Here is a 26615-nt window from a genome sequence, read left to right as displayed (position 1 = left end):
GGCTCACGCCAGAATGGTCGCGGATATCGTGTTGCGGCCCGAGGCTTTCGCGGTGTAAAGCGCTTCGTCGGCGGCCCGGATGACGTGGTAGACGGTATCGGTTTTCTTGCCCTGCCACGTCGCGACGCCGATGCTTACCGTGAGGCGCCCCTGCTGGCTCGTCGCGTGTTCGACCCCGAGCGCCGCCACTTTCATGCGAATGGTCTCCGCCACGCCGAGTGCACCGGGCCCGGACGTATCCGGCAACACGATCACGAATTCCTCGCCGCCGTAGCGCGCCGCGCTGTCGCCGGGGCGACGGATATTGGCCGAGATGCAGCGCGCAACCGCCGCGAGCGCGTCGTCGCCGGCCTGGTGGCCATATGCGTCGTTATAGGCCTTGAAGTAATCCACATCGACGAAGAGTATCGACAGCGATTCCTTCGAGCGTCGTGCACGCTGCCATTCGCGGGCCAGCAGATCATCAAGGGCGCGGCGGTTGTTCAGGCCGGTCAGGCTGTCGGTTCGCGACAGCATCGTCAGCATCAGTTCCGCCTGCGCCTTCTTTGCAAGCGACGACGCCAGCAGCACCGACAGTCCGATAAACGTCAGGCCGAACACGGTCATCAGAATCGCGATCCGGGCGGCCCGTCCCTTCCACGCCTCGTAAATATCGGCCTCGGCGGGCGCCACTTCCATGATCAGCGGCAGACCGGTCAGCCGTTTGTATGTGTAGACGCGACGGATACCGTCGATCGACGCCTGATCGACAAACTGCCCTTCGGGCTGCGCGATCATCCGCTCGAACGGACCGGTTCCATTCAGATCGCGCCCAATGATCTTCGGGTCGTAAGGCGCGCGCATGATCAACTGCCCGTTCGCGTGAATAAGCGCCATCGTGCTGTGCGGGCCAAGCTGAAGGCCAGACAGCAGCCGCCGGAAATACTCGAGCCGGACCGCGCCGACTACGACGCCGGCAAACGAACCATCGGGATTATTGATGCGACGGCTTAGCGCAATGCTTGGGTCGCCGCCGCGCAAACGCGATTCGTACGGCGGGCTCAGATAAAGGCCTACGTCAGGGTTATCGCGGTGGACGGTGAAATAGTTTCGGTCGGCAAAGTTGCCCCGACGCGGAATCTCCGAGCCTGAATCGATGATGACGTTGCCCGCCCTGTCGAGCACGAGCATCGAACCCAGGTCTTTGGCGGTGGCGGCACGGTCGAACAACAGCTCGTTGCGTAGCTGATCCGGCAACGACATGACGTCGGGCTGACGGACGTTATCGACCACTGCCTGCAACGAGAGATCGTAAAGTTCGACGTTGCGCGCGATGTCGCGCTCGATCACGAGCAGTGTGTTGCGCGAGGATTCAGTCGCATGCGCGAGCGCATCCTGACGACCTTCATACAGCAGAACAGCGCAGATGCCCAGCATGCCGAACGCCGTCACTACGCCGCCCGCGATCACCATCCGCGGCGAACCGATGAGCGTCTGCAGACGACGGAATAGATGGCTGATCTGCATCAGGCGCGATTCGCGATCCTATGACGATTCAAGTTGTGGCTTGCAAAACGTCTCCGTGAATGAGGATAGCAGATGCGACGACCGGCGACCCGGCCCCTCCGGCCTGACGATGATCGTGGCAGCCACCCGCATTTGTTCTCGCTGAACCGAACCGCTAATATCAAGCGAAGACTTGATCCGGCCTTACCTGACGTCGCCATGTGAAATACAGGGCGCCCGCGTGTACTGTCCCGCAACTGACACGGTTTCTGAAGGATTGCGATGGTTCGTCTGGTGATGATCCTGCTGGGTGTCGACTATCTGCGCACACGCTGGCGGCCATTGATGATGATGGGCTGGATCAGCGTGATCGTCGGCGTCGTCGTCTTCATCGACGCGCTCGACAACGCGCTGTATTTCCCGATCACGCCGTTTGCGCTTCTTTTATTGCTGGAAGGGCTGGCAACGCTGGCCGTCGCATGGACCGGCATGGGCGGCCAGCGCACGCTGCGCTATGTGAAGGGCACGGCGTTCAGCGTCGCTGCCCTGCTGATTCTGGCCGGCCATCACCACGGCAATTTCATCCTCTCGATGATTTTCGGCACGCTCTTTCTCGCCGACGGCCTGCTGCAGATCGTCTCCGCGAAAGTCGTGCGCTATCGCACGTGGCGTCTTGCGATAGCGGGCGGCATCGTCGAAATCGCGCTTGCGATCTTTTTCTATCAGCCGTTTCCCACCTGGTATGTGGGTACGGTGCCGTATTGCCTTGGGCTCGGCCTGGTGTTCGCCGGCTGGAACATGATCCTGCTTGCCTCACGCGTGCGGCGACTCGCGGCAAATCCGGCCGTTGAACGCGAAGCTGCCGCACAGGTGGCGAGCGCGACACCGGTCGAGCGGCAGAAGCACCGTGTCGTCGAATGGGATGGGCCGCCCGCGCCCGACGAGCCCGCGCTGACCGTGCACGTGTGGACGCCCGTCGGGTCGTCGAAGTCGGAAGCGCGGCGTCAGTTGATCGTCGACCGCTATATCGCCGCGGTGGATCGCAACGGCGTGATCTCGACCGGCCACGCCGCGCTCGAATCACCCGAAGGCATCTATATCAGCCTGTATCCGGGCGTCGAAATCGACCGTTCGCCTGATGACTTCACGCGCATCCTCCGCGCTACGCCCGAGAACGACGTGCCCGGCGTGTTTCAGCCCGACTACGCGACCGAATCGAAAGCATGGTGTCCATCGACGATCCAGGTCCGCATCCGCAATTACGATCCCGAGCGGCTGCGCCGGTTCTGGCAGGCGTACCGGCAGGACGCGACCTACAACCTCACGCACCGTAACTGCTCGAGCACCGTCTCGCGCGCGCTGGAAGCCGCGATCGAAGGCGCGTCGGCCCGGGTGTGGCACCGGAAGGGTGGCTGGCGGCCCTTCGTGCGCGTGCTGACCACACCCGAACTCTGGGTGGCCGCGCAGATCCGCAAACGCGCGACGACGATGGCCTGGACGCCCGGTCTGACGCTCGATTACGCGCGCGCACTCAGCATGCTGGCCGATCCTCGTCCGTCAGGCTGGGTCAAGATGGCGAGGCTCGCACTGCAAAAGATGTACCGCTCGCGGCAGCAGTGGCGTGAAGAGGAAAAAGCAGCGGCCGATGGGCGCAGCGCCGATCCGGCGAGCACGGCCGGCAGCGAGGTCTGAAGCCGTCAGATGGCATTGCCCGTGAACGCGCCCAGGGTGGGGTCAATCCTGTTGGCCCCGCCCCGCATCACAGCGCATACTCGAAGGACGCACTGATCGTCGCGATCGCATCGATCGTTCCCCGCCGGCGCCGGGCGTTCCGGACGCGCCGGCTGAACACCATCGGGCATGCGGATTGCTGCGACTTCCCTGTTTATTTGCTAATGCCGCCTTCGCGCGGCGATGCATCCTGTCACCCGGAACCCTGATCCATGAAACTCCCGTTGCCGCCACACGGAAGGCCCAATCGCGTGTATCCGCCGCGTACGCCGACGCTGCACGGTCTGGCGTCGGTCGTCACAGGCGTCGTGGTGGTCTGCGGGCTGTACTTCGGGCGCGCCGTCCTCATTCCGATCATTCTGTCGGTCCTGCTCAGCTTCCTGCTCGCGCCTCTCGTCACCACGTTGCGGCGCCTGCATATGGGCCAGCTGCCGTCGATCTTCATCGCGGTATTTCTCGCGCTCGCGGTACTGCTGGGCGCGGGCGCGCTGATCGGCGCGCAGATCGTCCAGCTCGCGGCCGACCTGCCCCAGTATCAGCAGGCGATCGAGCGCAAGATCGAAACCGTGCAGGAGAAGACGGTCGGCCGCGCCGACGTATGGCTCAGCCGGGCCGCGAGCACGCTGCAACGCGTCGCGCCTTCGCGACCGGCGCCGCGCGTAACCGGCCGGCCCGCCCGCGGCACGCCCGCCGTGCCGATGCCGGTCGAGGTCCACGAGCCTGTACCGACGCCGCTCGAGCTTGCACAACGCGCGTTTTCTCCCGCGATCGCGCCGATCGAGACGACCTTCATCGTGCTGGTCGTGACGATCTTTATCCTGCTGCAACGCGAGGATCTGCGCGATCGCCTGATCAGCCTCTTCGGATCCAGCGACCTGCATCGCGCGACCACCGCGATCGATGACGCCGCGGTTCGTCTGAGCCGCTATTTCATCGCGCAGCTGGGTCTGAATCTCGGCGTCGGTGCGGTGATCGCGATCGGACTCGCGCTGCTCGGCGTACCGGGTGCGCTGCTGTTTGGCGTGATCGCCGCCCTGCTCCGGTTCGTCCCGTATATCGGAATCTGGATTGCGGCGGCGCTGGCCGTGTGTCTCGCGGCCGCCATCCAGCCGCAATGGACCATGGCCGTGTGGACGCTCGTGCTGTTCATCGTCGTCGATGTCGTGGCCGGGCAGATCGCCGAGCCGTTCCTGTATGGACATCGTTCGGGGCTGTCGCCGCTCGCGGTGATCGTCGCGGCGATTTTCTGGAGCTGGCTGTGGGGCCCGGTGGGCCTCGTGCTGTCGACGCCGCTCACGTTGTGCGTCGTCACACTCGGCCGCTACGCCGACCGGCTCAATTTCCTGACCGTGCTGCTGGGCGACCAGCCGGCGCTGACGCCTGCGCAGAATTTCTATCAACGGCTGCTGGCGAACGATCTGCATGAAGCCATCGTGCAGGCCGAGCGGCTGCTCGGCGAGATGTCGCTGATCGATTACTACGATCAGGTGGTGCTCGAAGGGCTTCGTCTCGCACGCAACGATGCGCTGCGCGGCGTGCTGCATTCGGAACAGCTCACGCGGATCAACGAGGCGCTGGTCGATATCGTCGAAAATCTCGAAGCGGTGGAAGGCGTGCAGGATGTGCTTGCGCTTCCCGATGCCACCGCGACATCTGACGATGAGGCGAAGGCATCGACAGTCGCGTTACGCGCGGAGCCCGTGCTGTGCATCTCCGGGCGTGGCGCGTTCGATGAAGTCGCGACTGCGATGGCAGTGCAGTTGCTGACGCGCTACCGGATAGCCTGCGTCTCGACGACGTACGAGCGCTTCCGTCGCGGCGATGCGGCCACGCTCGATGTCAATCGAGTACCGGTGATGTCTGTGATTTCGCTCGACGCGGCAGAATCGCCGCCTTATCTACGCAATCTCGTGCGACGCGTGCGCGCGCGGGAGACGCCCGCCACGCTCATTCTCGCCTTCGGCGCGCCGCTGGACGGCACACCTGATAGCGTGCCGGCAGGCACACTCAGCACCACGACGTTCCGGGGTTTGATCGAAGAATGCCGCTCGGCCGTGAGCGTGATAGAGGACAAAATGGACGCAATGGACGAAAGAGAGATGACGGATCGACCAGGTGAGGAACCCGGTTTCGCCCCAGCCGGGAGCTAGATCCGCCACAGAAGCCATTATGCGGTTCGTCCCGGATAACGTCACTACGCGTTCATGCAAGACACCGTTGCGAAATTCGCCAAAGCGTTGTGACGATCCGGTAGAACGCCCGCGCGCAGGCGATCCGTTACCATGACGCCTGAACCTTTCTTTACGGCCGACGTTTCCCTCTCTTCGCAGCACGCCCTCGCCTTGCCCACCTACACGCTTCCCGACGCCCTCACTGCCGAACTCGAAATCCGCAAGAGCCGCTTTATCGCGCACGCCATTCCCGTCGAGGACCGCGATGCGGCGATGGCCGAACTGCGTCGTCTGCGCGAGGCGCACCCGGGCGCCACGCACGTGTGCTGGGCCTTGCTGGCAGGCGGGCAATCCGGCATGTCCGATGATGGCGAGCCTTCGGGCACCGCGGGCCGGCCGATTCTGGAGGTGCTGCGGCATCACGACCTGGACGGTGTGCTTGCCGCGGTCGTGCGCTATTACGGCGGCGTCAAACTTGGCGCGGGCGGGCTCGTGCGGGCCTATACCGATGCAATCGCGACGGCGCTTCAGGATGCCCCGCGCGTCGAGCGCATCGCCCAGGCGTCGCTGACCGTCGAGATCGGCTACCCGGACGAAGCGCGTGTGCGCCGCTGGATCGAGCAGGAAAATCACGCACTCGCCGAAAGCGCTTACGGCATGGCCGTGCAGCTGACCATCCGCATGCCCGTCACCGCAATCGACGGCGCGCGCGATGCCTTGCGCGACATGACGCAAGGCCGCGCGATTTTTCACGAGACGTCTTCGTAATCGCTATCGGTTGTCAACGCGTCGCCACGCAAAGCTACACGCATAACGTTATGCATCAGAAGGGATTGCATCCAGGCACACGCGCGCAAAAAGAAAAAGACCGTTCGACAACGATGTCGGAACGGCCTTTTCGATGCAAAAACGGACGCGCGATCTGTTACAGCCGGCTTGAAGCGGACGGCCGCGAAAACGCAGCCGCCGCTTCGATGCACCCGAAAATCAGGTGCCGCCAATCGTCTTCTGGCTCTTCCACTGTCCCTGCTGCACTTCGAACAGCGTATAAGGCGGCTTGATCAGATCGCCATAGGGATCGAACGAGATCTTGCCCGTGACGCCTGTCACCGACACCTTCGCCAGGCTATCGACAATTTTCTGCCGGTCGAGCGAATTCGCGTCGTGGATGGCCTTGATCATCGCCAGCGCCGCGTCGTACGCGAACGGCGCGTATAACTCGACGTCCTGGTTAAAGCGCGCCTTGTACCGCTTGCCGAATTCCTGAGCAGCGGGCAGCTTGTCCAGCGCGGGACCCGGCTCCAGATCCTGCGTGCGTTCGCCCGATGTGCCGGCAATCTGCAGGAAGGCATTGCTCTTCAGCGCGCCCGCACCGAACAGCTGGGCCGTCATACCCAGTGAACGCATCTGTTTGACGAGCATGGCGCCCTGCTCATCCAGACCGCCAAAGAAAATCACGTCGACATTCTTGCTCTTCAACGTCGTCAGGATCGCGCGGAAGTCGACGGCCTTGTCGTTCGTGAACTCGCGATCGACGATGTTACCGTTCGCCTCCTTCGCGCCTTTTTCGAACGCATCCGCGAGGCCCTGACCGAACGCCGTGCGATCGTCGATGATGCCGATGCGCTTCGCCTTCAGCTGCTCGACAACGAAATGCCCCGCGACAATGCCGCCCACACCGTCATGACCCATCGTGCGGAACACGTTCTTGAAGCCCTGTTTGGTCAGTTGCGGGTTGGTCGAGCCAGGCGTGATCATCGCGACGTTCGCCTGATGGTAGACCGTCGACGCGGGAATGCTGCAACCCGAGTTGTAATGGCCGATCACGCCTACAACACCATCATCGACCAGCTTCTGCGCGACCTGGATCGCGACGCGCGGGTCGCCCTGATCGTCCTGCACGTCGAGCACGAACTTGACGGGCTTGCCCGCGACGGTCGGATGCTTCGCGTTCTCCTCGTCGAGCGCGAGCTGCGCGCCGTATTGCAGATCCTTGCCGACACGCGCAACCGGGCCCGTCAATGGCCCGACAAAACCGATTTTGACAACGTCGGGATCGGCAGCCCACGAAGGCGGTATCTGCGCACCCAGCGCGCAGACTGCCAGACTCAAAAGCCAATAGCGGCGATTCATGATGCGCTCCTTTACGATATAAACGTCGCGCGTGGTGGTATCGACTGGCCCGACGCGCGACACGTCGAGGTCGTCCTGCGATGGCAGCAATCCGATGCGGCGCTTTCGCGCGGTTCCTTCGATCGTTAGAAACGCGCCGCTGCGTAAGGCGCGAGGTCGAGTGGCGGCGCTCGCCGTGCCACCAGATCGGCCACGATCTGGCCCGTCACGCCCGCGAGCGTCAGCCCCAGGTGCTGGTGACCGAACGCGTAGATCACGCGCTCACTGGCCCGCGACCGGCCGAGCACCGGCAGACCGTCGGGTAGCGTCGGACGAAACCCGAGCCAGCTGCTATCCGGTGAATCGAGCCCCGGTAGCGCGCGCTTCGAAGAAAACGTCAGCAGATCGAGCAGCGAGCGGTTGCGCGTATCGCTGAATCCACCCAGTTCGACCGTGCCTGCGACGCGGATGCCATCGCTCATCGGCGTCATGTAAAAGCCGCGTTCGGCCCAGCCGACCGGCCGCGAAATCAGCTGCGTGGCGCCGGGGTAACGCACGTGATAGCCACGCTCGGTATCCAGCGGCACGCGATCGCCGCACTGCTGCGCGAACGTCGCGGAGCGCGCGCCGGTAGCGATCACCACGTAATCGAAGCGACGTTGCGTGCCGCCTTCGACAACCAGCGACGCGCCATCGGCCGCCGGTTGTACGGCGCTCACCGTCGAGCGTTTGAGCGTCAGTCCGCCAGCGGCGAGGTGTTCGAAGAGCGTCTGCAGAAAGCCTTGCGGATTCGAGAAATGCCAGCTGTCGCTGAACAGCACGCCGCGCTCGAAGATCGGCGCGAGCGCGGGTTCGAGTTGCCGGATGTCATCCGCGGCCAGCACGTCGAAGCTGACGCCGAGCTTCTGTCGAAGATCCAGCGCACGACGCGCCGCATCGAACGACGCACCGTTCGAATACAGGTACAGGCATTCGCGTGGCCGCACGAACTGCTGGAGTTCAGGCCCGGCGAGGAGTGGCCCGTAACCGGCCTGCGCGTGCCCAAGCAGCGCGGCCAGCGCGCGGGCGCTCGCCTCGTACCGATGCGGCGTCGAACTCATGAGGAAACGGACCAGCCACGGCGCGAGGTGCGGCAGATAGCGCCAGCGCAGGCGGAACGGACTTTCGCTCGATAGCAGAAAGCGCGGCAGATCGCGAAACACGGACGGGTTGTTCACCGGAATGCACGCGTAGTGCGCGAACGTTCCCGCGTTGCCAAACGACGCGCCCTGCCCGACGCCCGAAGGGTCGAACAACGTGACGCGATGGCCGTCGCGCATCAGCCAGGCAGCGCTCGCAAGCCCGATAAATCCGGCGCCGACGATGGCAATCTCCGCCATTCCCTTTCCCCCCGCATACCGGTGCGACGCTCGACGACCGGCGGTCGCGTCCACGCACCAGACAAACCATGACTCTAGAATCACACAAGAATTTTTTGTGTGCAATTAAAATACTGATTGTGTGGCATGGGATTTTCCCTGGCGCGATGCTGGCGCACTCTTTGCCACCCTTCAGGACGTTGTAGCGCGCCTTAACTGGTATAGAATCGGGACACTTGCCGCGAAGCTGCGGACAAAACCGGTTTTGTATGGAGACGCGCAAGAGAATGGCTTCGGACAAACCAGCAACGCGGGCCGACAATGGCGCAGGCGCGTCAGAAACAGCGACGCGTTCGCCAACGCGAGCAAAACGCGCCACGTATGTCGAGGTATCGAGTTCGATCGAGGATGAGATCCGCAGCGGCGTCTATCCGCCGGGCAGCCGGCTGCCGCCGCAGCGCCAGCTTGCGACGGAGCTGGGTATCAACGTGTCGACGGTATCGCGCGCGTACAGGGAACTCCAGCTGCGTGGCCTCGTGATCGGCAGCAAACGGCGCGGCTCGCTCGTGACGGGTGGCGCGATGCCGAGCGTCGAACCGGCACGCGCCGTGAACAACGCGGCCGTCGATCTGACCGTGAACCGTCCGGCGACGGGCGAATTCCTGAATTGCCTCGCGCGTACGCTTGCCGAGTTGCCGCGCGATCCGCGCTATCCCTCGCTACAGGAATACCAGCCGCCGCAGGGGCCGCTGTGGGCGCGCGCCGCCGGCGCGAAGTGGATGGCCGCGCCCGGCTTCACGCCGGAGCCGGATCATGTCGTGGTGACGAGCGGCGCGCAGCACGGCCTCTACGCCGTGCTGAACAGCCTGATCGGCACGGACGGCGTCATCCTCGCCGACCAGCTCACGTACTACGGCCTGAAGGCGCTCGCGCCCGTGTTCCAGTTCGAGATTGTCGGCGTGCCGAGCGACCGCGACGGGCTGCTGACGGATGAAGTCGACCGCCTCTGCCGCCGCACGCGGGTGAAAGCAATCTTCACCGTGCCGAACCTGCAGAACCCGACCGTCACGACGATGAGCCTCGAACGCCGGATGGCACTTGTCGATGTCGCGCGCCGGCACGGCGTCACCATCATCGAAGACGACGTTTATGGTCCGCTTGTGTCCCAGCGTCTGCCGGCCATCGCAAGTCTCTGCCCCGAACTGACGTTTCACATCGCCGCGACGTCGAAGATCCTGGCGCCGGGCCTGCGTCTTGGGTATTTGCTGAGTCCACCGGATAGCTCCGCGCTTTGTGCGGAGGCCGTGCGCACCACCGCGTGGATGCCTGCGCCGATGTCGATGCTGATCGCGTCGATATGGATCGAGGACGGCACCGCGCGCCACATCATGAATGCACAACTCGCCGAAATCCGCGCACGGCACGACCTCGCGCGCGAACTGCTGCCTCAGGAACTGCTGGAGTCCGATCCGGCCTGCATGTTTGTCTGGCTCAGGCTGCCGCCACCGTGGCGCGCCGACGATTTCGCGGCCAATGCGAAGGCGCGCGGCGTGATCGTGATGCCGTCGTCGGCCTTTGCAGTCGACCGCTCGGAGATCGAGCACGGCGTGCGGATCAATCTCGCGTGCGCGTCGAGCCGCGACCAGCTGGTGAGCGCGCTGCGGTTGCTTGCGGGCACGCTGAAAGATCGCCCGCGCGCGCTCTTCGGCACGATTTAAGGGGCATACCGACACCGTTCTGTCATCAGCCGGACATACACGCCCTGCACGATCGAAAGTCCCCCCAACCGATCTCTCCAGGGCAAGCCCATGCCAGAACTCTCCTATCCGCAACCGGAAGCAGCAGCTGGACGAGGCCGGAGCGCGAGCCTCATCGTCTTCATGCTGGTCATCGCCGTGGGCGCCTTTTACGTCGCCACGCATCTGATCGACGATCTGCAGCCGCTTCGCCCCAACGCTTTTGTGCCGTACTTCCTGCTCGGCGTTGCGTTGCTGATCGCGCTGGGGTTCGAGTTCGTCAATGGCTTTCACGACACCGCGAACGCCGTCGCGACCGTCATCTATACGCATTCGCTGACGCCGAATCTTGCCGTCGTCTGGTCGGGCACATGGAATTTTCTCGGCGTGCTGACGTCGAGCGGCGCGGTCGCGTTCGGCATCCTGCAGCTGCTGCCTGTCGAGCTGATCCTGCAGGTCGGCAGTAGCGCGGGTTTCGCGATGGTGTTCGCGCTGCTGATCGCCGCGATCATCTGGAATCTGGGTACGTGGTATTTCGGGCTGCCGTCGTCGAGTTCGCATACGTTGATCGGCTCGATCATCGGCGTCGGCCTGATGAACCAGTTGATTCATGGTTCGTCGGGCACGAGCGGCGTGGACTGGAACCAGGCGCTCGGCGTCGGCAAGGCGCTGCTGTTTTCGCCGCTGATCGGATTTCTGGCGGCCGCACTGCTGCTGCTCGTGTTGAAGGCTGTCGTGCGCGTGCCGGCGCTCTACGCGGAACCGAAGGGCAAAAAGCCGCCGCCGTTCTGGATCCGCAGCCTGCTGATCCTCACCTGTACGGGCGTTTCGTTCGCGCACGGTTCCAACGATGGCCAGAAAGGCATGGGCCTCATCATGCTGATCCTGATCGGCACGGTGCCCGCTTCATTCGCACTGAACAAGGCCGTGACGACCTCCGAAACGCAGACGTTCCTCGCCGTCGCGCAACAGACGTCCACGACGCTCGCGAAGTACACGAACGGCGCGCCGCTGTCGGCGAATCCGCGGGGCGACGTGGAAGCCTTCGTGCAGACGCGCCAGCTCGCGCCCGCGACGGTGCCGGCGCTGAAACAGCTGATCGACCAGATCGGCCAGCAGGTCGGCTCGTCGGGTTCGATGGCCAGCGTGCCGAAGGACATGGTCGATAACGTGCGTAACAACATGTACGTCGCGTCCGAAGCGATCCGTCTGATGGAAAAGGCGAAGCAACCCGCCTTCGCCGCCGACGACCTCAAGGCCATCGACAACTTCAAGAAGCAGACCGACCACGCCACCAAGTTCATTCCGACGTGGGTGAAGGTCGCGGTCGCGATCGCGCTGGGGCTCGGCACGATGGTCGGCTGGAAGCGGATCGTCGTGACCGTCGGCGAAAAGATCGGCAGGCAGCATCTGACGTACGGGCAAGGTGCATCCGCCGAACTGGTCGCGATGCTGACGATCGGCGCGGCGGACGTGTACGGTCTGCCGGTTTCGACGACGCACGTGCTGTCGTCCGGTGTGGCGGGTACGATGGCCGCCAACGGTTCCGGCCTGCAATGGAACACCGTGCGCAGCCTCGTGATGGCATGGGTGCTGACGCTGCCGGTTTCGATCGTGCTGGCGGGCGGCCTTTACTGGGTGTTCCGCCACGTGTTCTAAAGCGGCATCGACATAACGAAAAAGGCGGCGCGCATATTGAACTGCGCGCCGCCTTTTTTATGCCCGGTCGAATCAGTAGATTTCCGGCACGATCATTGAAGCAGGCACCGGCTGGCGGATGTACTCCGTGTTGAACACGCGGTCGGGCAGCGAGATCGTCGGATGCTCGATCTCGTGATACGGCACCTGGCTCAGCAGATGGTGAATGCAGTTCAGACGCGCGCGCTTCTTGTCGACGGCCTGCACGACCCACCACGGCGCTTCGGGAATGTGCGAGCGATGTAGCATGACTTCTTTCGCCTGCGTATAGGCTTCCCAGCGACGGCGGCTTTCCAGGTCCATCGGGCTCAGCTTCCATTGCTTGAGTGGATCGTGAATGCGGTTCTGGAAGCGGATTTCCTGCTCTTCGTCGGTGATCGAAAACCAGTATTTGACGATCTGGATGCCGCTTCTCACCAGCATCTTTTCGAACTCCGGCACTGAGCGGAAAAACTCTTCGTACTCGTCGTCGGAGCAGAAATTCATCACGCGCTCAACGCCCGCCCGGTTGTACCAGCTACGATCGAACAGCACCATTTCACCGCCGGCAGGCAGATGCTGCGTATAGCGCTGGAAATACCACTGCGTGCGTTCGCGGTTGTTCGGCGCAGGCAGCGCGGCCACGCGGCACACGCGTGGGTTCAGACGCTGCGTGATGCGCTTGATCGCTCCGCCCTTGCCCGCTGCATCCCGGCCTTCGAAGATCACGACGAGCCGGTGACCCGTGTGCACGATCCAGTCCTGCAGTTTGACGAGTTCGCCTTGCAGGCGGAACAGCTCGCGGAAATAGTGCTTGCGCGCTTCGCGGGCTTCAGCGGTCAGGCCGTCCGCGCCGTCGATGATGCGATCGTCCACTTCCATTTCGAGTTCCTCGTCGTATGCATCGATGAGGTCTTCTTCGAAACGGCGCTGACGTTCCGCGAATGCCGCGGCGTCGTGGGCCATGTCATGTTCTTTCATCGTCATTCTCCTGTGCGACGGAAGCAGGCTGCAAAACGGGGGCTGCACGCCAGATGCGTGCAGCGTCGGCGGGTCGATTATCGAAGCGCGAGGTGTCAAGCGTGTTACCCCGGCGTGGCTGTCATACGGTGCGGCGGTGGTTCGTCTTGACGTATGCGGCGAGGCCAGCGGCCGAGGCCCTGTCCTGAGTCATTTGCAAACGGCAAAGGGACATCATAGCGAGTTTCTGGCGACGATCAGAAGCCTGCCGACAGCCGCTTTTCCTGCGTTTCGAAACGGGCGGACAGCGAAGACGGATCTATGTGTTGTCGCCTTGCAGCGGACGCGCAAAGCTCAACTCGTGCCCGTCCGGGTCGACGATATGAAAGTATCGCTCGCCCCACGGCGCATCGGATGGCGCGAATTCCGGCTTGAGGCCGGCGGCTTCCGCCTTCCGGTACATGCCGTCTACGTCCGACACATGGATGATCACGCGCCCCCACCAGTTGATCGGACCGCGCGTGTCGGCAATCAGGTTCAGGAATGACGTGCCCAGCGCGAATGATGTAAATGCCTCGTCAGGACCACCGAACCGGCGAGGAAAACCGAGCGCCTCGTAGAACGCCACCGCGCGCGCCATGTCGTGCGTCGCGAGCGTGATCGCGCTCAGCGATTCGACACGCGGCGCGTTCGGGGTGGACGGGTTCGCTGGCTGGTTCATGCTGTCGTGCTCCTTTGGCGCTGCGGGCCGCTGCGGCGTGGCGGCATGGCAGGTCCGTTGAGTCTTGCCGTCCTCGCGCCACGGCTCGCTGAGCCGCCCCGCGGGTCCCTGAAGACCGCTGCAAGGCAGGCGTCAGGGAAGTGTCTCACAGGCGCCTGTGCACGCGCTCTTCAGGGCTCTTGAAAAACGGCGGCGCGACCCTGCATCTGCGTATCCATCTATCTGGAGCTTCATCATGGGAAGCCGTCCCCGTTTCATCGATGATCTGCCGCCCGGCGCGCCCGATGCGGCCGACGCTACCGCTGCGCTCCCCCTCGCCGACGACGACGCGCTGCTCGACGCGTACTCCCGCACGGTCATCGGCGCACTCGAACGCGTGCAGCAGGCCGTCGCGTTCATTTCGGTCGAACGGCGCCTGCCGGGCGACGCTAATGGCCATCATGGCCACGGCCGCGGCACGCGCGGTGGCACTGGCTCGGGATTTCTCTTCACGCCTGACGGCTATCTGCTGACCAACAGCCACGTCGTGCACGGCGCGACGCATATTCGCGTGACACTCGCCGACGGCGCGAAATTCGACGCCGATCTCTTCGGCGACGATCCGGACAGCGATCTCGCGGTGCTGCGGATCGGCTCGCCCGAACCGTTGCCGCACGTCGAGCTGGGCGAATCCGGCAAGCTGCGCGTCGGGCAGATCGCGATCGCGGTCGGCAATCCGCTCGGGCTTGCGCAGACGGTCACGACCGGCGTGGTATCGGCGCTCGGCCGCTCGTTGCGCTCGAACTCCGGACGCATGATCTACGACGTGATCCAGACCGACGCCGCGCTGAACCCGGGCAACTCGGGCGGCCCGCTGATTAATTCGGCGGGCCAGGTGGTTGGCGTGAACACCGCGATCATCCCCGGCGCGCAGGCGATCTGCTTCGCGACGGCGATCGATACGGCGAAGTGGGTGATCATGCAGATCTTCGCGTATGGGCGCGTGCGGCGCGCCTATATCGGCGTGGCCGGCACGACAACGCCCATCTCGCGGCGTGTGCAGCGGTATTTCGGGCTGAATTTGGTCAGCGGGGTACATGTGATGGAGGTCGTCAAAGGCAGTCCGGCGGCGGCGGCCGGCGTGCGCATGGACGATACGATTGTTGCGGTTGACGGCGTGGAAGTGGATAGCGTCGATGGATTGCAGCGCGCGCTCGGTGCTTCGCGGATCGATCGGGTCGTTTCGGTGGCCGTGCTGCGTGGCGCGCAAAAGCTTGAGTTGGCGTTGACACCGGTTGAGCAGGCCAGTTAGCCGTTTCGTTGCCTATACTGGGGAGATCGATCAGCTGCTGAGGAGAGCGACTTGGCCCGTGACTACCAGGTGAAAGTTGCACGGGATATCGCTGGATATGATGATTCCGGCATTCCCAGAGTCAGGCGCGGACCCGCGCGGGTTGTGGTTGTTGCTGCGCAGCATGAACTTGAGTTCGCTGATCGCGAAGCGCTTGAACGGTTTGTTTTTGCCTGCCGGCGGGCTGGGGATGAGGCTTTTTCTTCTTTATCGTCATCTCTATCTTCTTCTGATGATGCGGATCACGCTGCCGCGTGGTGTCGGTTTTTTGAGCGGATTTTGAAGCTTTAGGTTTCGTTTTGGTTTGGGTTTGTTTTGGCCTTTCCTTGTATTCGTGTCGGTCTATTGGCGTCGCCCCTGTGCGGGGCGGCACCTACTTTTCTTTGTCCCCCAAGGGGACTTCCTTCGGGGCGTCCTTGCCAAAGAAAAGTAGGCAAAAGAAAGGCGCCGAAAACTCGTCCGTTCCAGGTGTGTCGCTGCCGGGGAATGGCACCCCATGAAGTGTCGTCATCGCACTTCACGCGGTATGGGTCCGCGCACGGTCTGTTCCCTCGCACAGCATCGCTCGTGACACAGCGCTCATTCATCGGCTTCGCACTTGGTGCGTCGCCGTGCGGTATTTCGTGTGATGTGCTGCTTTTCCAATGAAAACGGGCATCTATTTCGATGCCCGTCCTGTTGCGTCGTTTCAGCCACGACGCTTACTGAACTACCCGCGTTACGCCTCGCCCCCGTGGGTCGGAAACGGGTTCCGGGGTGTCGCCGTTGATCTTGATCGCCTGGATGTCGCCGCTAAAGTCCTGACCCTTCAGCACGTAGCCCTTCGCCTCGATCTCCTTCGCCAGCTCGCCATCGATCGGCTTGTACGGCTCCCAGAAAATCGTGTTCGGTGGCAACAACTGGTGGTGGAAGCGCATCGCGGACACCGCTTCCGGTAACGGCATCCTGAAGTCGTAAACGTTGTTGATCACCTGGAAAATCGACGTGAAAATGCGTGAGCCTCCAGGCGTGCCAATCACCAGCGATACCTTGCCGTCCTTCGTCAAGATCGTCGGCGACATCGACGACAACGGGCGCTTCTTCGGCTCGATCGAGTTCGCGTCGCTCCCCACCACGCCAAACATGTTCGGCACGCCAGGCTTCGCCGCAAAGTCGTCCATCTCGTCGTTCAACACAATGCCCGTCCCCTCCGCCACGACGCCCGAGCCAAAGTAGCCGTTGATCGTGTACGTGTTCGACACCGCATTGCCCCACTTGTCCACCACCGAGAAGTGCGTCGTCTCCGCCTTCTCCGGCATCGATGTGCCAAGGCCCGGTTGCACACTCTTCGTGTCCGATGGCGTAGTCGGGTTCACCTCGGCAGCGCGCTTTGCAATGTAGGCGTCGTCAGTCAACTGCGCGACCGGTACCTTGTAGAAATCCGGGTCGCCCAGGTATTGCGCGCGGTCAGCAAATACGCGCTTCTCGATCTCCGCAATCAGATGCACGTATTGCGCCGAATTCAACGACACGTCCTTGAAGTCCGGCGCGAGATCCGCCTTCATCTTCAACAGCTGCACAAGGCCAATACCGCCCGAGCTCGGCGGCGGCGCCGTAATCACGTGGTAGCCATTCCAGTTCGCTTCGATCGGCTTGCGCCATACAGCGCGATAGTCCTGCAGGTCCCGCTTCGTGATCGCGCCATGGCCGCGCATCGATGCCGCAATCAGATCAGCAGTCTTGCCGTTATAGAAGTCCTTCGGGCCATCGTGCGCGATGCGCGTCAGCACCGCGGCCAGATCAGGCTGCTTGAAGTTGACGCCCTGCTTCAGGTTGCCAAAATACGTGTCGAAGTTGGTCTTGCCGTCGAAATCTTTCGACGCTGCTTCGCGACGTTTGTCGAGCTGCTCGTCGACTTCGAAACCGTCCGTTGCGTACTTGATCGCCGGTGCGAGAACCTGCTTCCACCTCAGCCGGCCGAAGCGGTGCTGCGCTTCCCACATGCCCGCCACCGTGCCCGGCACGCCGACGGCGTAGTAGCCAAAGAGGCTCTTGCCCTTGATGACGTTGCCCTGGTCATCGAGGTACATGTTGCGGGTCGCGGCGAGCGGCGCGCGCTCGCGATAGTCGATGAAATACGGCTTGCCGTTCACGTACAGCGACATGAAGCCGCCACCGCCAATGTTGCCCGCCTCCGGATACGTCACGGCAAGCGTAAAGGCGATCGCGACAGCAGCATCGACCGCGTTGCCGCCTTCCTTGAAGATCTGTTCGGCAGCATCCGCGCTGTACTTGTCGGCGACCGCGATCGCCGACGCGTTCAGTACGGCCGGTTGTGGTTTGACGACGCCCTTCGCAACGGCCGGCGTGGTCTCGAGAAAGGCCGTCGAAGCCGATACCAGCGCAACCAGCGCAAAGCCCGTTGCCGACGATTTCGCATTGTTAAACAGCTTCATTGCTTATCCCCCAGGTCAACTTCCGATGCAGCGATGAACAAGTCGGTTCTGCGCTTATATCACGGCAGTCCGGGGTTTGCGAAGCGCTCGACGGCGCTCCACGGATGGCGCAGTGCGCTAAACATCATCCAGTGCAAGGCAACGCATGAAGGCGGGTCAATCGTCAAGCAGGTCAACGGGTAGCGTAAGAGTTGCGATCGTGACGGCATCGTCGACCAACGTGACGGGCAAAGCGCTCAAGGCACACGTGCGAACGAACGTGCTGTTGTCCCGCGCGCCGCCGCCATCGCAGCGCAACAGTTGACCGTTGTACGGACAACGCAACGTCAGTTATGTGCTGCCCCGGCTTCCACGCGCGATTTCGTCGCCGCTACCGTGCGGAAGCCGCGCCGTGATGGGTATCGAGCACACCGAGAACAGTCCGACGACGAGAAACGCCGGCCAGAAATCCGACCAGACGATCGTCGCATGCCCCTGAAGATCGTGCGAAATCTGCAGCACGAGGCCCGCGATGGTCACGCCGAGCCCGAGCGAAATCTGCTGGATCACGCTCGCCACACTCGTCGCGCGGCCAATGTCGCGGCTTGGAATATCGGCGTACGCCAGCGAGTTCAGGCTCGTGAACTGCAGCGAAGGAAACACGCCACCGACCAGCACCACACACCAGATCAGCCAGTGCGGCGTACCAGGCACGAAGAGCCCGTAGATGGCGATCACGAGTCCCGCGATTGCCGCATTGACCATCAACACACGACGAAAGCCGAAGCGCGCGAGCACGCCCGACGCAAACGTCTTCATGAAGATCGAGCCGAACGCAGACGCGCACGTGATCGCGCCCGCCGCGAAAGCGGTCAGCCCGAGCCCTTCCTGTAGCGCAAGGGGCAGCAGAAACGGCACCGCGCCAAGCCCGATGCGAAACAGCGAACCGCCCACCACGCTCGCGTGAAAACTCGGAATGCGCAGAAAGCGCAGATCGAGCACGGGCAACTCGACGCGTCGCGCATAGAACCAGTAGACCAGCAGCAGAAGCGCGCCGGCCAGGCACATGACGGTCGACGTCTCGCCCGAAACCAGCTCTCCACCGACGAGCGACAACCCAAGCATGAACAGCGACGCGCCGCCCGCCGACAGCACGAAACCCGTCCAGTCGAGCCGCCCCGGATGCGCCTCGCGCACGTTCGCGATATGCCGGTTCGCAAGCCAGATACCGAAGATCCCGATCGGAATGTTGATGAAAAAAATCAGCCGCCAGTGGAGATACGTGGTGATGAAACCGCCGAGCGGCGGCCCGACCACAGGCCCGAGCAACGCGGGCACCGTGAGATAGTTGACGGCCCGAATGAAGTCCGACTTCGGCACCGAGCGGAAAATGATGATCCGCCCGACCGGCACCATCATCGCGCCGCCGATGCCCTGCACGAAGCGCGCGACGACAAACATCGCGAGCGACGTCGACGCCGCGCTCATCAGCGAGCCGACGATAAAAATGCCGATCGCCGTACGAAAGACGGTGCGCGAACCGAAGCGGTCTGCGACCCAGCCGCAGATCGGAATGAACACGCCAAGGCCGATCACGTACGCGGTGACCGCGAGCTTGAGCGTAATGGGATCGTGACCGAGGTCGCGCGCGAGAGCCGGGAGTGACGTCACGATGACCGTGGCGTCGACGTTTTCCATGAACATCGCACACGCGACGATCAGTGGAACAATGAACGTGCCTAGGGCAAGAGGCATTGGCAGAAGGACGGCAGGCGGAAAAACCGCAGACGCAAAGCCGCGATTATCGCATCGCTCGCTTGCGTGATGCTGTCAATCCGGCACCACGCAAGATACTCGCGCTGACGCAATCACTGATATGCCGGCGCAAGCGGCAGCCTTTGCGACGGGAGGTGCATGAACGCGCGGCGCGGCGCGCGTTCATGCATTCATGCGTTCATGCGCTAAGGGCTTTAAGGCGTGGTCTGACGGGCGAGGCTGAAGAACGGACGCAACTGCGTCAGAATCTCGCGGCCCGCACGGGCGACGTCGTTCGGGAAGTCGATCTCGATCCACGGCGCACCCGTCACGTCGGCGGTATCGAACACCTGGCTGCGTTCGAGCAGCAGGTCGCGCACCGCTTCTTCGTGCGGCATGTTCGCGCGGCCGCTGTCGATGTAGCCCGCAACGATTTCAGCGAAACGGCGCGCGGTTTCTTCGCGGAAGCGGAAGAAGCCAACCGATTCGCCGATCGTGTCGAATTGCAGGCCCACAGCCAGCTGCTTGCGCAGTTCGACCGGCACGCCATCCTGCAGACACAGTTTGACCGGCTCGTCGCCGGTTTCGAAATCGCGGTCGATCAGCAGACGGTTGACCGATTCGCCCGCCACGAGCTCGCTCAGGATGCGTTCGTCGTAGAGCACGTCGGCGTCCATCACCAGCACGTCGCCGCCACGCGTGAGCGCGTCAGCAACGGTATGCACGGTCAGCACGCTGCCGAGGTCATAGCGCGGGTTCAACACGATCTCGACCGGATGCGGCCAGCCGATGCGCGTCAGTTCTGCCTCGACAAGTTCCGGCTGGAAGCCGAGCGCGAGCACGACATCGTGAACGCCGGCGGCGTCAAGCATCTGCAGATGACGCTCGAGCAGGGTCACGCCGTCGAATTGCAACAGGCACTTCGGAAACTGATCGCCAGCCGGTTGCTGGAGACGCAGGCCAAGACCTGCAGCAAGGATGATCGCGCGCATGGGCGGCCCTTTTTTGTAAAAACGCTAAAAAACGGTTAATCGGCGACAGGCACGCGCGTCGCACGACGGCGCTGCCAGTTTCGTTCGCTGAAATGCAGGTACAGCAGGCCCGGCAGACCGAGCAGGAGTTCGCGTGCGCGTTTGGTCAGCGACAGCGCCAGCGCCGCATCGGGCGGCAGACCAACGAGCGGCGCCAGCAGCAGATAGCCGCCTTCCTGCACGCCGAGCGAGCCGGGAATCGCGAAGGCCGCGCCGCGGATGGCCTGACCGATGCTTTCGAGCAGCATCGCATCGATCCAGTCGACCGGATGGCCGAGAAAGCGCAACGCGAGCCACACTTCGACCGTGCCCACGAGCCAGCCCACAAAACTCAGCGCGAAGCTCGCCGCAGCGCGACCGCGCTCGCGATAGAGCGCGTGCACGGCGGCATCGATCGAGTCGGCGCTGTCAGTCAACGCGGACCAGTCACGCTTGCCAAACACTTTCGACACGGTGCGCAGCAAGCGGCCGAACAGACCGCGCCGCTGCGCGAAGTAAAACATCACGACCATGCCGCCGAGCACGCCGGTCCCGATCAACGTCGCGGTACGCAGTTCGCGCAGCGGACCATGCGTGGCGTAGGCGCTAAACAGCAGCAGGCCGACGACCGCAAAAACGATCTGCGCGAGCGCCTGCAAGGTCGTGCTGACGGTGACCGCGGCCGCCGCGTCGCGCATGCGCATGCCGCGCTGCGAGAGTTGCCGCACCATCACGACAGGACCGCCGATCTGGCCCGCCGGCAGCAGGCTGTTCACCGATTCGCCGATCCAGCGCGCGAAGACGGCATCGCGGTGCGTCATATGATCCTGACGCGGCTTGAACAGTACGGAGATCGCGCCCGCATCGAGAACGAGCGGCAGCACGTGAAAAGCGGCGACAATCGCAAGGCCCCAGCCCGCCGCGAGCAGCGTCGAGGCGACCGAGCCGAAACCGTGCCACGCGAGCAGCGCGACGAAGAGCGCAGTTCCGATCGACAGCAGGATCATGGCGGCGCGCGTCACGCAGCGTCTCCGTTGCGCTTCATCAGCTGTCTGAAGACCTGGCGGAAGCCGAAATACGCGATCGCGTCCTTCATGTTCGAAATAAAACGCTTCCACGGCCGCATGTTCGGATCGGTGACGTATTCGAACGTCAGCGAGACGCGCATTTCATTCGCGCCCATCGGCGAGATGCGATGACGCAGCTTGTCGCCGTCGAAGAACACCAGACCGCCCGGCGGAATCTGCACCGAGCCCGGCACGTCGGCTTTGCTTTCGTCGCGGGTATGGAGTTCGTAGTCGAGACGGCAAGTCGATTCGTCGATCACGCCGAGCAGCAGCGTGTAACGGCGGCCGTCGTAGTACGAAGTGTCATAGTGCCAGCCGATGTGATCGCCCGGACGCGTGTAGTAGTACAGCGCGTAGGCATGCGGATCGTCGGCGGGCGACACCATCAGCTTGTCGCCGGACAGTTGTTCGAGCCAGCCGATCAGTTCCTTCGAGCGATACAGTTCCGCGATGAACGGCGCGAGACGGTCAATCGTATGACGGCTCACGCTGCCGCCCTGCTTGTGACCCGGCAGGTAATTGCGGTTCACCTCGTCGAGCAGCCCGCGGGCGCTCGCGACGAGTTGCTCCGTTACTTCGGGGGCGAGGAAATCGTCGAGATACAGGAATGCGCCCTGATCCGCGAAATCCTTGCGCAGGCGCGCGTTGTCAAATCCGTGCGTGCGACTCGCGACGGCGCGATCGGCGTCAGGCGTCGCGCGATGCGAGCCGGCGGCCCGTGAACTTTCGAACGTGACGGGCTCCATCACGTCGTCCCCTGCATGCGTACTCATCGGCTAACCCACACCTGACTGGCTTGCGCGTCGGGCTGCGCACGGCGCGCCACGCGGCGGTAATCGAACATCACCCACACGGCAAAGAGCGGCGCGCCGATCGATGCGGCAATGATGAACAGCGACGTGCCGGACGTCAGCGTGACGAGCGGCAACAGATAAAGCACGTCTTCGGTCTCGAAGCCGCCGGCCGAAGCCTGCTTCGTGCCCGCCTTACCCGCCATTTCCTCGATCCGCATGCGCAGGAAAAAGATCACGGCGACAGACACGCCCGCGATGCCACCCAGGAGCGCCGACGGCACGATCAGATCGCGACCGTGGCCACCGATCGCGCCCATACCGATGCCCATCCCGAGGAACAGGAGCACGGTCACAAGCGCGTCGCTCGCGAGGTCGTAAAAATGACCGATTCGACTCGTCTTGCCGCTGATGCGCGCGAGTTCGCCATCGGTGTGATCGACGAAGTTCGACAGCACGATCAGCAAAGCGCCCGCGTTCGACCAGGCGAAGTCGCCGCGAGCAAGGCACAGTGCGCCAGCCAGGCCGATCAGGAGGCGCAGCGTGGTGAGATGATTGGGGGTGATCCGGGTGTCGATGAGCGGCGTCACCAGCCGGCGGGCGAGCCGCGCGTCCCAGGTGCGGGGCGCGGGAACGTTCTGGCGGATAGGGGAGCGTTGATTCATAACCCGGAAATATATACGGGTTATGAAATCCTTGCTGTTTACGTCACTGTTTCGTTGCGCGAAATCGTCGTTTCCGTTTGCCCCTGAAAGCACGATTTTGAGATTCCCGGTAAAGTTCGGTACCTGTTGCGCCACCATGAGTGTCATGGCCGCTGCGCAACCCCCGCCGCGATTGGCGCCGGCGGATTGCGAACGCACCACCCGGATTCTCATGAAACGCATCATCCCTGCACTTCTTGCCCTTTTTCTCGCGATTCTGCCGACCTTTTCACGTGCATCCGACCTCGACGCGGCGCTTGCCTGCAACACTTCCGCACACCGCTTTTTCGCAGACCTCGCCGACCAGCAACTGATCGATCCGAAACCGATGCGCGTCGAGAGCAACTCGATTAACGCATTCTGGCCGTCGCGCGGCGCAAAGCTCACGGCGTTCGGCTTCCCCGTATTTGCCGTGGTTGGCTTCGAGAAGGACGATCCGATGTTCCGCAACGGCGATGGCGAGCCGCTGGCGAAATCGGCTTACGGCGTCGTTGTATTCGCTAGCGATGCAAAAGTGCAGGCCGTGCTCGACGGCCTCGGCAGCACCGCCATCGTTCACCACGCCGGACCGCACCTGACCGCCATCTTCTGCAAGCGGAGCTGAGCGGGAGCGCGGCGCCCCGGTAAAAAGCGCCCACACTCAGCCTGGCCGGCGAAAGTCGTTCTCCACCCACGTTGCCGCGCTCGCCTTGGTGAGCTTGAAGTTCGGCGCGACCTTTACCTGCGCGAGCTGTTCGCCGAACGGGTCGAGCGCCGTCAATAGCGCATAGGGATCGTCTTCCGAAGGAACGATGTCAAGCGTGATCTCCAGTTCGTCGTCGCCGGATGCGGAGGCAACGTTCACGCTCTTGTGCAGCAGTGCGTGCAACTGCTGCTCGTGACGCCGCAACACCTCCGATGCCGTCTTCACCAGCGTATTGAACGCGGAGGTATCGAGCGGCTTCGGATTCTTCTTGTCGCGACCCATCGTCCACGGTCCGACGAGCGCGGGTTCCGGCTCGCCGTCCTTGATCATTTCCACTGCCCAGCCGTCGTCGTCGCCGTTCTTGATGACGCGCGCCGTCCAGCCGTCGTCGCGCCACAGACGCGGATCCTGCTGGACTTCGGGCACGGCCGTTTCGGTTTCAGCGGGCAGATCGGACGATGGAAGCGACTTTTCGGGCATGACTGGTTTACTCACGTTCAGGGACATTTCGGCAGACAAGCGCCGGATTTTACCCGCATCGCGGCGGCTGAACGCGCCTCCAGGCCAACCGGACAAGGCATTCCCATTGCGGGACCGAAAGCGGATCCAATAACGGAACGATGAATTGCGCATATCGCATTAATTAAAATTTATTACTGGCAATATGCAAAAAAACACGACCCGAAAGCCGTGCTAAAGAATAACAGAGACAACCTCATGGTCCGAGGTGGAGCAAGTTAAAACCTGCACCGGCGCCAACAAAAATGTCATAAACCGTAATAATACTTTGCGCGAACACATGTGAACTTTTCACTGAAATCGATAATGCGCGGGTGAAGGCAGCGGGCTGCACAGCGCCTCCCGTCGCGGCTGAGCAACGGCGTTCGAATTAAAACATCCTGTCCGGCTGATTATCGAAACCGAAAATCCGTTTGTAAATCCGTAGTTGCGGCATTTACAGCTGTCATTACGCTTTCCGGAAATCACTATTGCGCCGAATGGGATAAAAATCTGTCAGCAGACGAATACACTTCGCAGCGGATCGTCAGTGGACCCGTTTCATCGCTGGTCGAACTGGATGCGATTCCCTATGCACTGTCCCGGAGTTAAAAGCATGAAAAAAACCCTTATCGTTGCGGGCATTCTCGGCGCGTTCGCGGCGACGGCCGAGGCGCAAAGCAGCGTCACCCTGTACGGCACGCTCGACGCCGGCCTCGTGTACACGAACAATCAGGCTGGCCACAGCAACTGGCAACAAGGCAGCGGTTCGGTCTCGAACACGTACTTTGGCCTGCGCGGAAGCGAAGATCTGGGCGGCGGTCTGCACGCCATCTTCACCCTGGAAAGCGGCTTCAACCTGAACAACGGCGCGTTCTCCGAGAACAACACGATGTTCAACCGGCAGGCTTATGTCGGCCTGAAGAGCGATCAATACGGTCAGCTGACGCTCGGCCGTCAGTATGATTCCGTCGTCGACTATCTCGCGCCGCTGTCGGCTGCGGGCGCGGGCTACGGCAACAACCTGGCCGGGCACCCGCTCGACAACGACAACCTCGACAACTCGTTCTCCGTCAGGAACGCGGTCAAGTACACAAGCGCGAACTACGCTGGTCTGCAATTCGGCGGCCTGTATGGCTTCAGCAATGCCGCCGGCCAGTTCTCGAACAACCGCGCGTGGAGCGTCGGCGCATCATACGCAAACGGCCCGTTGAGCGTCGCGGCTGCCTACCTGCAGCTGAACAACTCAGGCAGCAACAACACGGGCGGCGCTGTGTCGACTGGTAACGGCGACGCGAACCTCGCAGCCGCACTGCAACGCACGTATGGCGTCGGCGCGAACTACGCGTACGGCCCGGCGACGGTCGGCCTCGTGTGGACGCACACGCAGCTCGACAACCTGCAGAGTGCAAACGTAGGCGGCACGTTCATCGGCGGTCTCGCCGGCACGAACCTGCACATGGACAACTACGAAATCAACGGCAAGTACGCGTTCACGCCGGCGTTGAGCCTCGCGGCCGCCTACACGTTCACGAACGGCAAGGTGTCGGGTTCGAACGGCTCGGGCGATCCGAAGTGGCACACGGTGTCGCTGGAAGGCGACTACTCGCTCTCGAAGCGCACCGACGTGTACCTGGAAGGCGTGTACCAGCACGCATCGGGTGAACTCGGCAACTTCGGCGCGAACGTGGCAGCGATCAACACGCTGACGCCGTCGTCCACGGCGAACCAGACTGCTGTTGCGATCGGTCTGCGTCACCGCTTCTGATGTTGCATGCAGATCGGGCCGCTGGCCCGGTCTGCCGAAACGCGCGCGTGCTCCCGCCACGCGCGCGTTTTTTTATGCACGTCTTTTATACGTGGCCGTTTATCGACACATGGGTCGATTCCTTCGATAACGGCGCGTATACTTTACGGTAGCCGCCTTCCTGTTCTGCGTGATGTCGCACAGCATGCGACATGCGCGAGCGCTGAACGACGGCCTTCGTCGCGGAGCATGTGATGGCAGCTCCGCCCGCGCCCCATGTTCCCGCGCATCAACGGGGACGCTGACGACTGGATCAATGAAAAGACTTCTTCTGCTTCTTCCTGTTGCTGTCCTCGCCGCGTGCAGCTCTTCTGGCAGCATGCCAAAGACGAGTTCCGCCGGCCCGATGATGTACGTATCGTCGCAACGTTCCACCGCCGATATCGCCAGCTGTCTCATGAGCCGGCTTTCGCGTGTGGAGACGTCCGGGGCCAATGGCTCGACTGAACTCACGATCGGGTCCAGTTCGCACAGCTCGTATTTCGTCACGCTGACGCCGTCAGCTCACGGCTCGGTAATCAAGGTGCTGCGTCCCGACGATTCGCCGGAAGATCCGCCTGAACCGGAACTGCGTTTCGACATCGCGCGCTGCGCGGTTTAGTC

Annotated in this window: 22 protein-coding genes; 10 read left to right on the top strand and 12 right to left on the bottom strand. The window is 62.8% G+C overall.

What is annotated here, in order from left to right:
* Window positions 1-3: 3 nt before the first annotated feature.
* A complete protein-coding gene (locus tag P3T21_RS02635; protein ID WP_429254359.1) occupies window positions 4-1506 on the bottom strand; it encodes a diguanylate cyclase in 1503 nt (500 codons plus the stop codon).
* Window positions 1507-1767: 261 nt separating this feature from the next.
* Between P3T21_RS02635 and P3T21_RS02630 the strand changes: the two genes are divergently transcribed.
* The 3 genes from P3T21_RS02630 (at window position 1768) to P3T21_RS02620 (ending at window position 6155) form a co-directional block, all read left to right on the top strand.
* Window positions 1768-3177, top strand: a complete 1410-nt coding sequence (locus P3T21_RS02630) for an HdeD family acid-resistance protein (RefSeq protein WP_429254358.1) — start codon at window positions 1768-1770, stop codon at window positions 3175-3177.
* A 251-nt stretch (window positions 3178-3428) separates the two neighbouring features.
* Complete coding sequence (locus tag P3T21_RS02625; RefSeq protein WP_429254357.1) at window positions 3429-5366, top strand: AI-2E family transporter; 1938 nt, start codon at window positions 3429-3431, stop codon at window positions 5364-5366.
* Window positions 5367-5498: 132 nt separating this feature from the next.
* Window positions 5499-6155: an IMPACT family protein gene (locus P3T21_RS02620; RefSeq protein ID WP_429254356.1), complete on the top strand. Its 657-nt coding sequence runs from the start codon at window positions 5499-5501 to the stop codon at window positions 6153-6155.
* Between the two features lie 219 nt (window positions 6156-6374).
* Here P3T21_RS02620 and P3T21_RS02615 read toward each other — a convergent pair whose 3' ends face one another.
* The gene (locus P3T21_RS02615) at window positions 6375-7520 is read right to left on the bottom strand and encodes a branched-chain amino acid ABC transporter substrate-binding protein (RefSeq protein WP_429254355.1); all 1146 of its coding nucleotides are present in this window, start codon (window positions 7518-7520) and stop codon (window positions 6375-6377) included.
* Between the two features lie 125 nt (window positions 7521-7645).
* Window positions 7646-8878 carry an NAD(P)/FAD-dependent oxidoreductase gene (locus P3T21_RS02610; protein ID WP_429254354.1) on the bottom strand — a complete coding sequence of 411 codons (1233 nt, stop codon included), beginning with the start codon at window positions 8876-8878 and terminating at the stop codon, window positions 7646-7648.
* A gap of 266 nt (window positions 8879-9144) precedes the next feature.
* Here P3T21_RS02610 and P3T21_RS02605 point away from each other — a divergent pair, with 266 nt between their 5' ends.
* Window positions 9145-10575 carry a PLP-dependent aminotransferase family protein gene (locus P3T21_RS02605; RefSeq protein ID WP_429254353.1) on the top strand — a complete coding sequence of 477 codons (1431 nt, stop codon included), beginning with the start codon at window positions 9145-9147 and terminating at the stop codon, window positions 10573-10575.
* Window positions 10576-10665: 90 nt separating this feature from the next.
* Window positions 10666-12252, top strand: coding sequence for an inorganic phosphate transporter (locus P3T21_RS02600; protein WP_429254352.1), 1587 nt, complete (start codon window positions 10666-10668; stop codon window positions 12250-12252).
* 72 nt (window positions 12253-12324) lie between these two features.
* Here the strand turns inward: P3T21_RS02600 and ppk2 are convergent, their stop codons facing one another.
* Window positions 12325-13251 (bottom strand): polyphosphate kinase 2, encoded by a 927-nt coding sequence (ppk2, locus tag P3T21_RS02595; RefSeq protein WP_429254351.1) that lies wholly within the window; start codon window positions 13249-13251, stop codon window positions 12325-12327.
* A 298-nt stretch (window positions 13252-13549) separates the two neighbouring features.
* On the bottom strand, window positions 13550-13951 hold the full coding sequence (locus P3T21_RS02590; protein ID WP_429254350.1) for a VOC family protein: 402 nt from the start codon (window positions 13949-13951) through the stop codon (window positions 13550-13552).
* 235 nt (window positions 13952-14186) lie between these two features.
* Between P3T21_RS02590 and P3T21_RS02585 the strand changes: the two genes are divergently transcribed.
* Together P3T21_RS02585 and P3T21_RS02580 are read left to right on the top strand one after the other, a co-directional pair.
* Complete coding sequence (locus tag P3T21_RS02585) at window positions 14187-15242, top strand: S1C family serine protease (protein WP_429254349.1); 1056 nt, start codon at window positions 14187-14189, stop codon at window positions 15240-15242.
* A 97-nt stretch (window positions 15243-15339) separates the two neighbouring features.
* A complete protein-coding gene (locus P3T21_RS02580; RefSeq protein ID WP_429254348.1) occupies window positions 15340-15564 on the top strand; it encodes a hypothetical protein in 225 nt (74 codons plus the stop codon).
* 418 nt (window positions 15565-15982) lie between these two features.
* Here the strand turns inward: P3T21_RS02580 and ggt are convergent, their stop codons facing one another.
* The 6 genes from ggt to P3T21_RS02550 all read right to left on the bottom strand — a co-directional run bounded on the left by ggt (window position 15983) and on the right by P3T21_RS02550 (window position 22983).
* Complete coding sequence (gene ggt, locus P3T21_RS02575; RefSeq protein ID WP_429254347.1) at window positions 15983-17716, bottom strand: gamma-glutamyltransferase; 1734 nt, start codon at window positions 17714-17716, stop codon at window positions 15983-15985.
* A gap of 330 nt (window positions 17717-18046) precedes the next feature.
* Window positions 18047-19450, bottom strand: a complete 1404-nt coding sequence (locus tag P3T21_RS02570; protein WP_429254346.1) for an MFS transporter — start codon at window positions 19448-19450, stop codon at window positions 18047-18049.
* Window positions 19451-19665: 215 nt separating this feature from the next.
* The gene (locus P3T21_RS02565) at window positions 19666-20442 is read right to left on the bottom strand and encodes an NTP transferase domain-containing protein (RefSeq protein ID WP_429254345.1); all 777 of its coding nucleotides are present in this window, start codon (window positions 20440-20442) and stop codon (window positions 19666-19668) included.
* Between the two features lie 35 nt (window positions 20443-20477).
* Entirely contained in the window at window positions 20478-21482 is a 1005-nt protein-coding gene (locus P3T21_RS02560) for a flippase-like domain-containing protein (protein ID WP_429254344.1), read from the bottom strand.
* Complete coding sequence (locus P3T21_RS02555; protein WP_429254343.1) at window positions 21479-22300, bottom strand: HalD/BesD family halogenase; 822 nt, start codon at window positions 22298-22300, stop codon at window positions 21479-21481. Before P3T21_RS02555 ends, P3T21_RS02560 begins: the two co-directional genes overlap by 4 nt.
* A complete protein-coding gene (locus tag P3T21_RS02550) occupies window positions 22297-22983 on the bottom strand; it encodes a CDP-alcohol phosphatidyltransferase family protein (protein ID WP_429254342.1) in 687 nt (228 codons plus the stop codon). Before P3T21_RS02550 ends, P3T21_RS02555 begins: the two co-directional genes overlap by 4 nt.
* Window positions 22984-23194: 211 nt before the next feature.
* On the opposite strand from P3T21_RS02550, the gene P3T21_RS02545 reads away from it, so the two are divergent.
* Window positions 23195-23626 carry a hypothetical protein gene (locus P3T21_RS02545; RefSeq protein WP_429254341.1) on the top strand — a complete coding sequence of 144 codons (432 nt, stop codon included), beginning with the start codon at window positions 23195-23197 and terminating at the stop codon, window positions 23624-23626.
* A gap of 36 nt (window positions 23627-23662) precedes the next feature.
* Here P3T21_RS02545 and P3T21_RS02540 read toward each other — a convergent pair whose 3' ends face one another.
* Window positions 23663-24187: a hypothetical protein gene (locus tag P3T21_RS02540; protein ID WP_429254340.1), complete on the bottom strand. Its 525-nt coding sequence runs from the start codon at window positions 24185-24187 to the stop codon at window positions 23663-23665.
* 634 nt (window positions 24188-24821) lie between these two features.
* On the opposite strand from P3T21_RS02540, the gene P3T21_RS02535 reads away from it, so the two are divergent.
* Together P3T21_RS02535 and P3T21_RS02530 are read left to right on the top strand one after the other, a co-directional pair.
* Window positions 24822-25973 carry a porin gene (locus tag P3T21_RS02535; RefSeq protein ID WP_429254339.1) on the top strand — a complete coding sequence of 384 codons (1152 nt, stop codon included), beginning with the start codon at window positions 24822-24824 and terminating at the stop codon, window positions 25971-25973.
* Window positions 25974-26268: 295 nt separating this feature from the next.
* Window positions 26269-26613, top strand: coding sequence for a sugar ABC transporter ATPase (locus P3T21_RS02530; RefSeq protein ID WP_429254338.1), 345 nt, complete (start codon window positions 26269-26271; stop codon window positions 26611-26613).
* Window positions 26614-26615: the final 2 nt, after the last annotated feature.

Source organism: Paraburkholderia sp. GAS334, assembly GCF_050436625.1.
Lineage (GTDB): Bacteria > Pseudomonadota > Gammaproteobacteria > Burkholderiales > Burkholderiaceae > Paraburkholderia.
The sequence above is the reverse complement of the archived record's forward strand: the minus strand, read 5'-3'. Positions and strand labels throughout refer to the sequence as shown.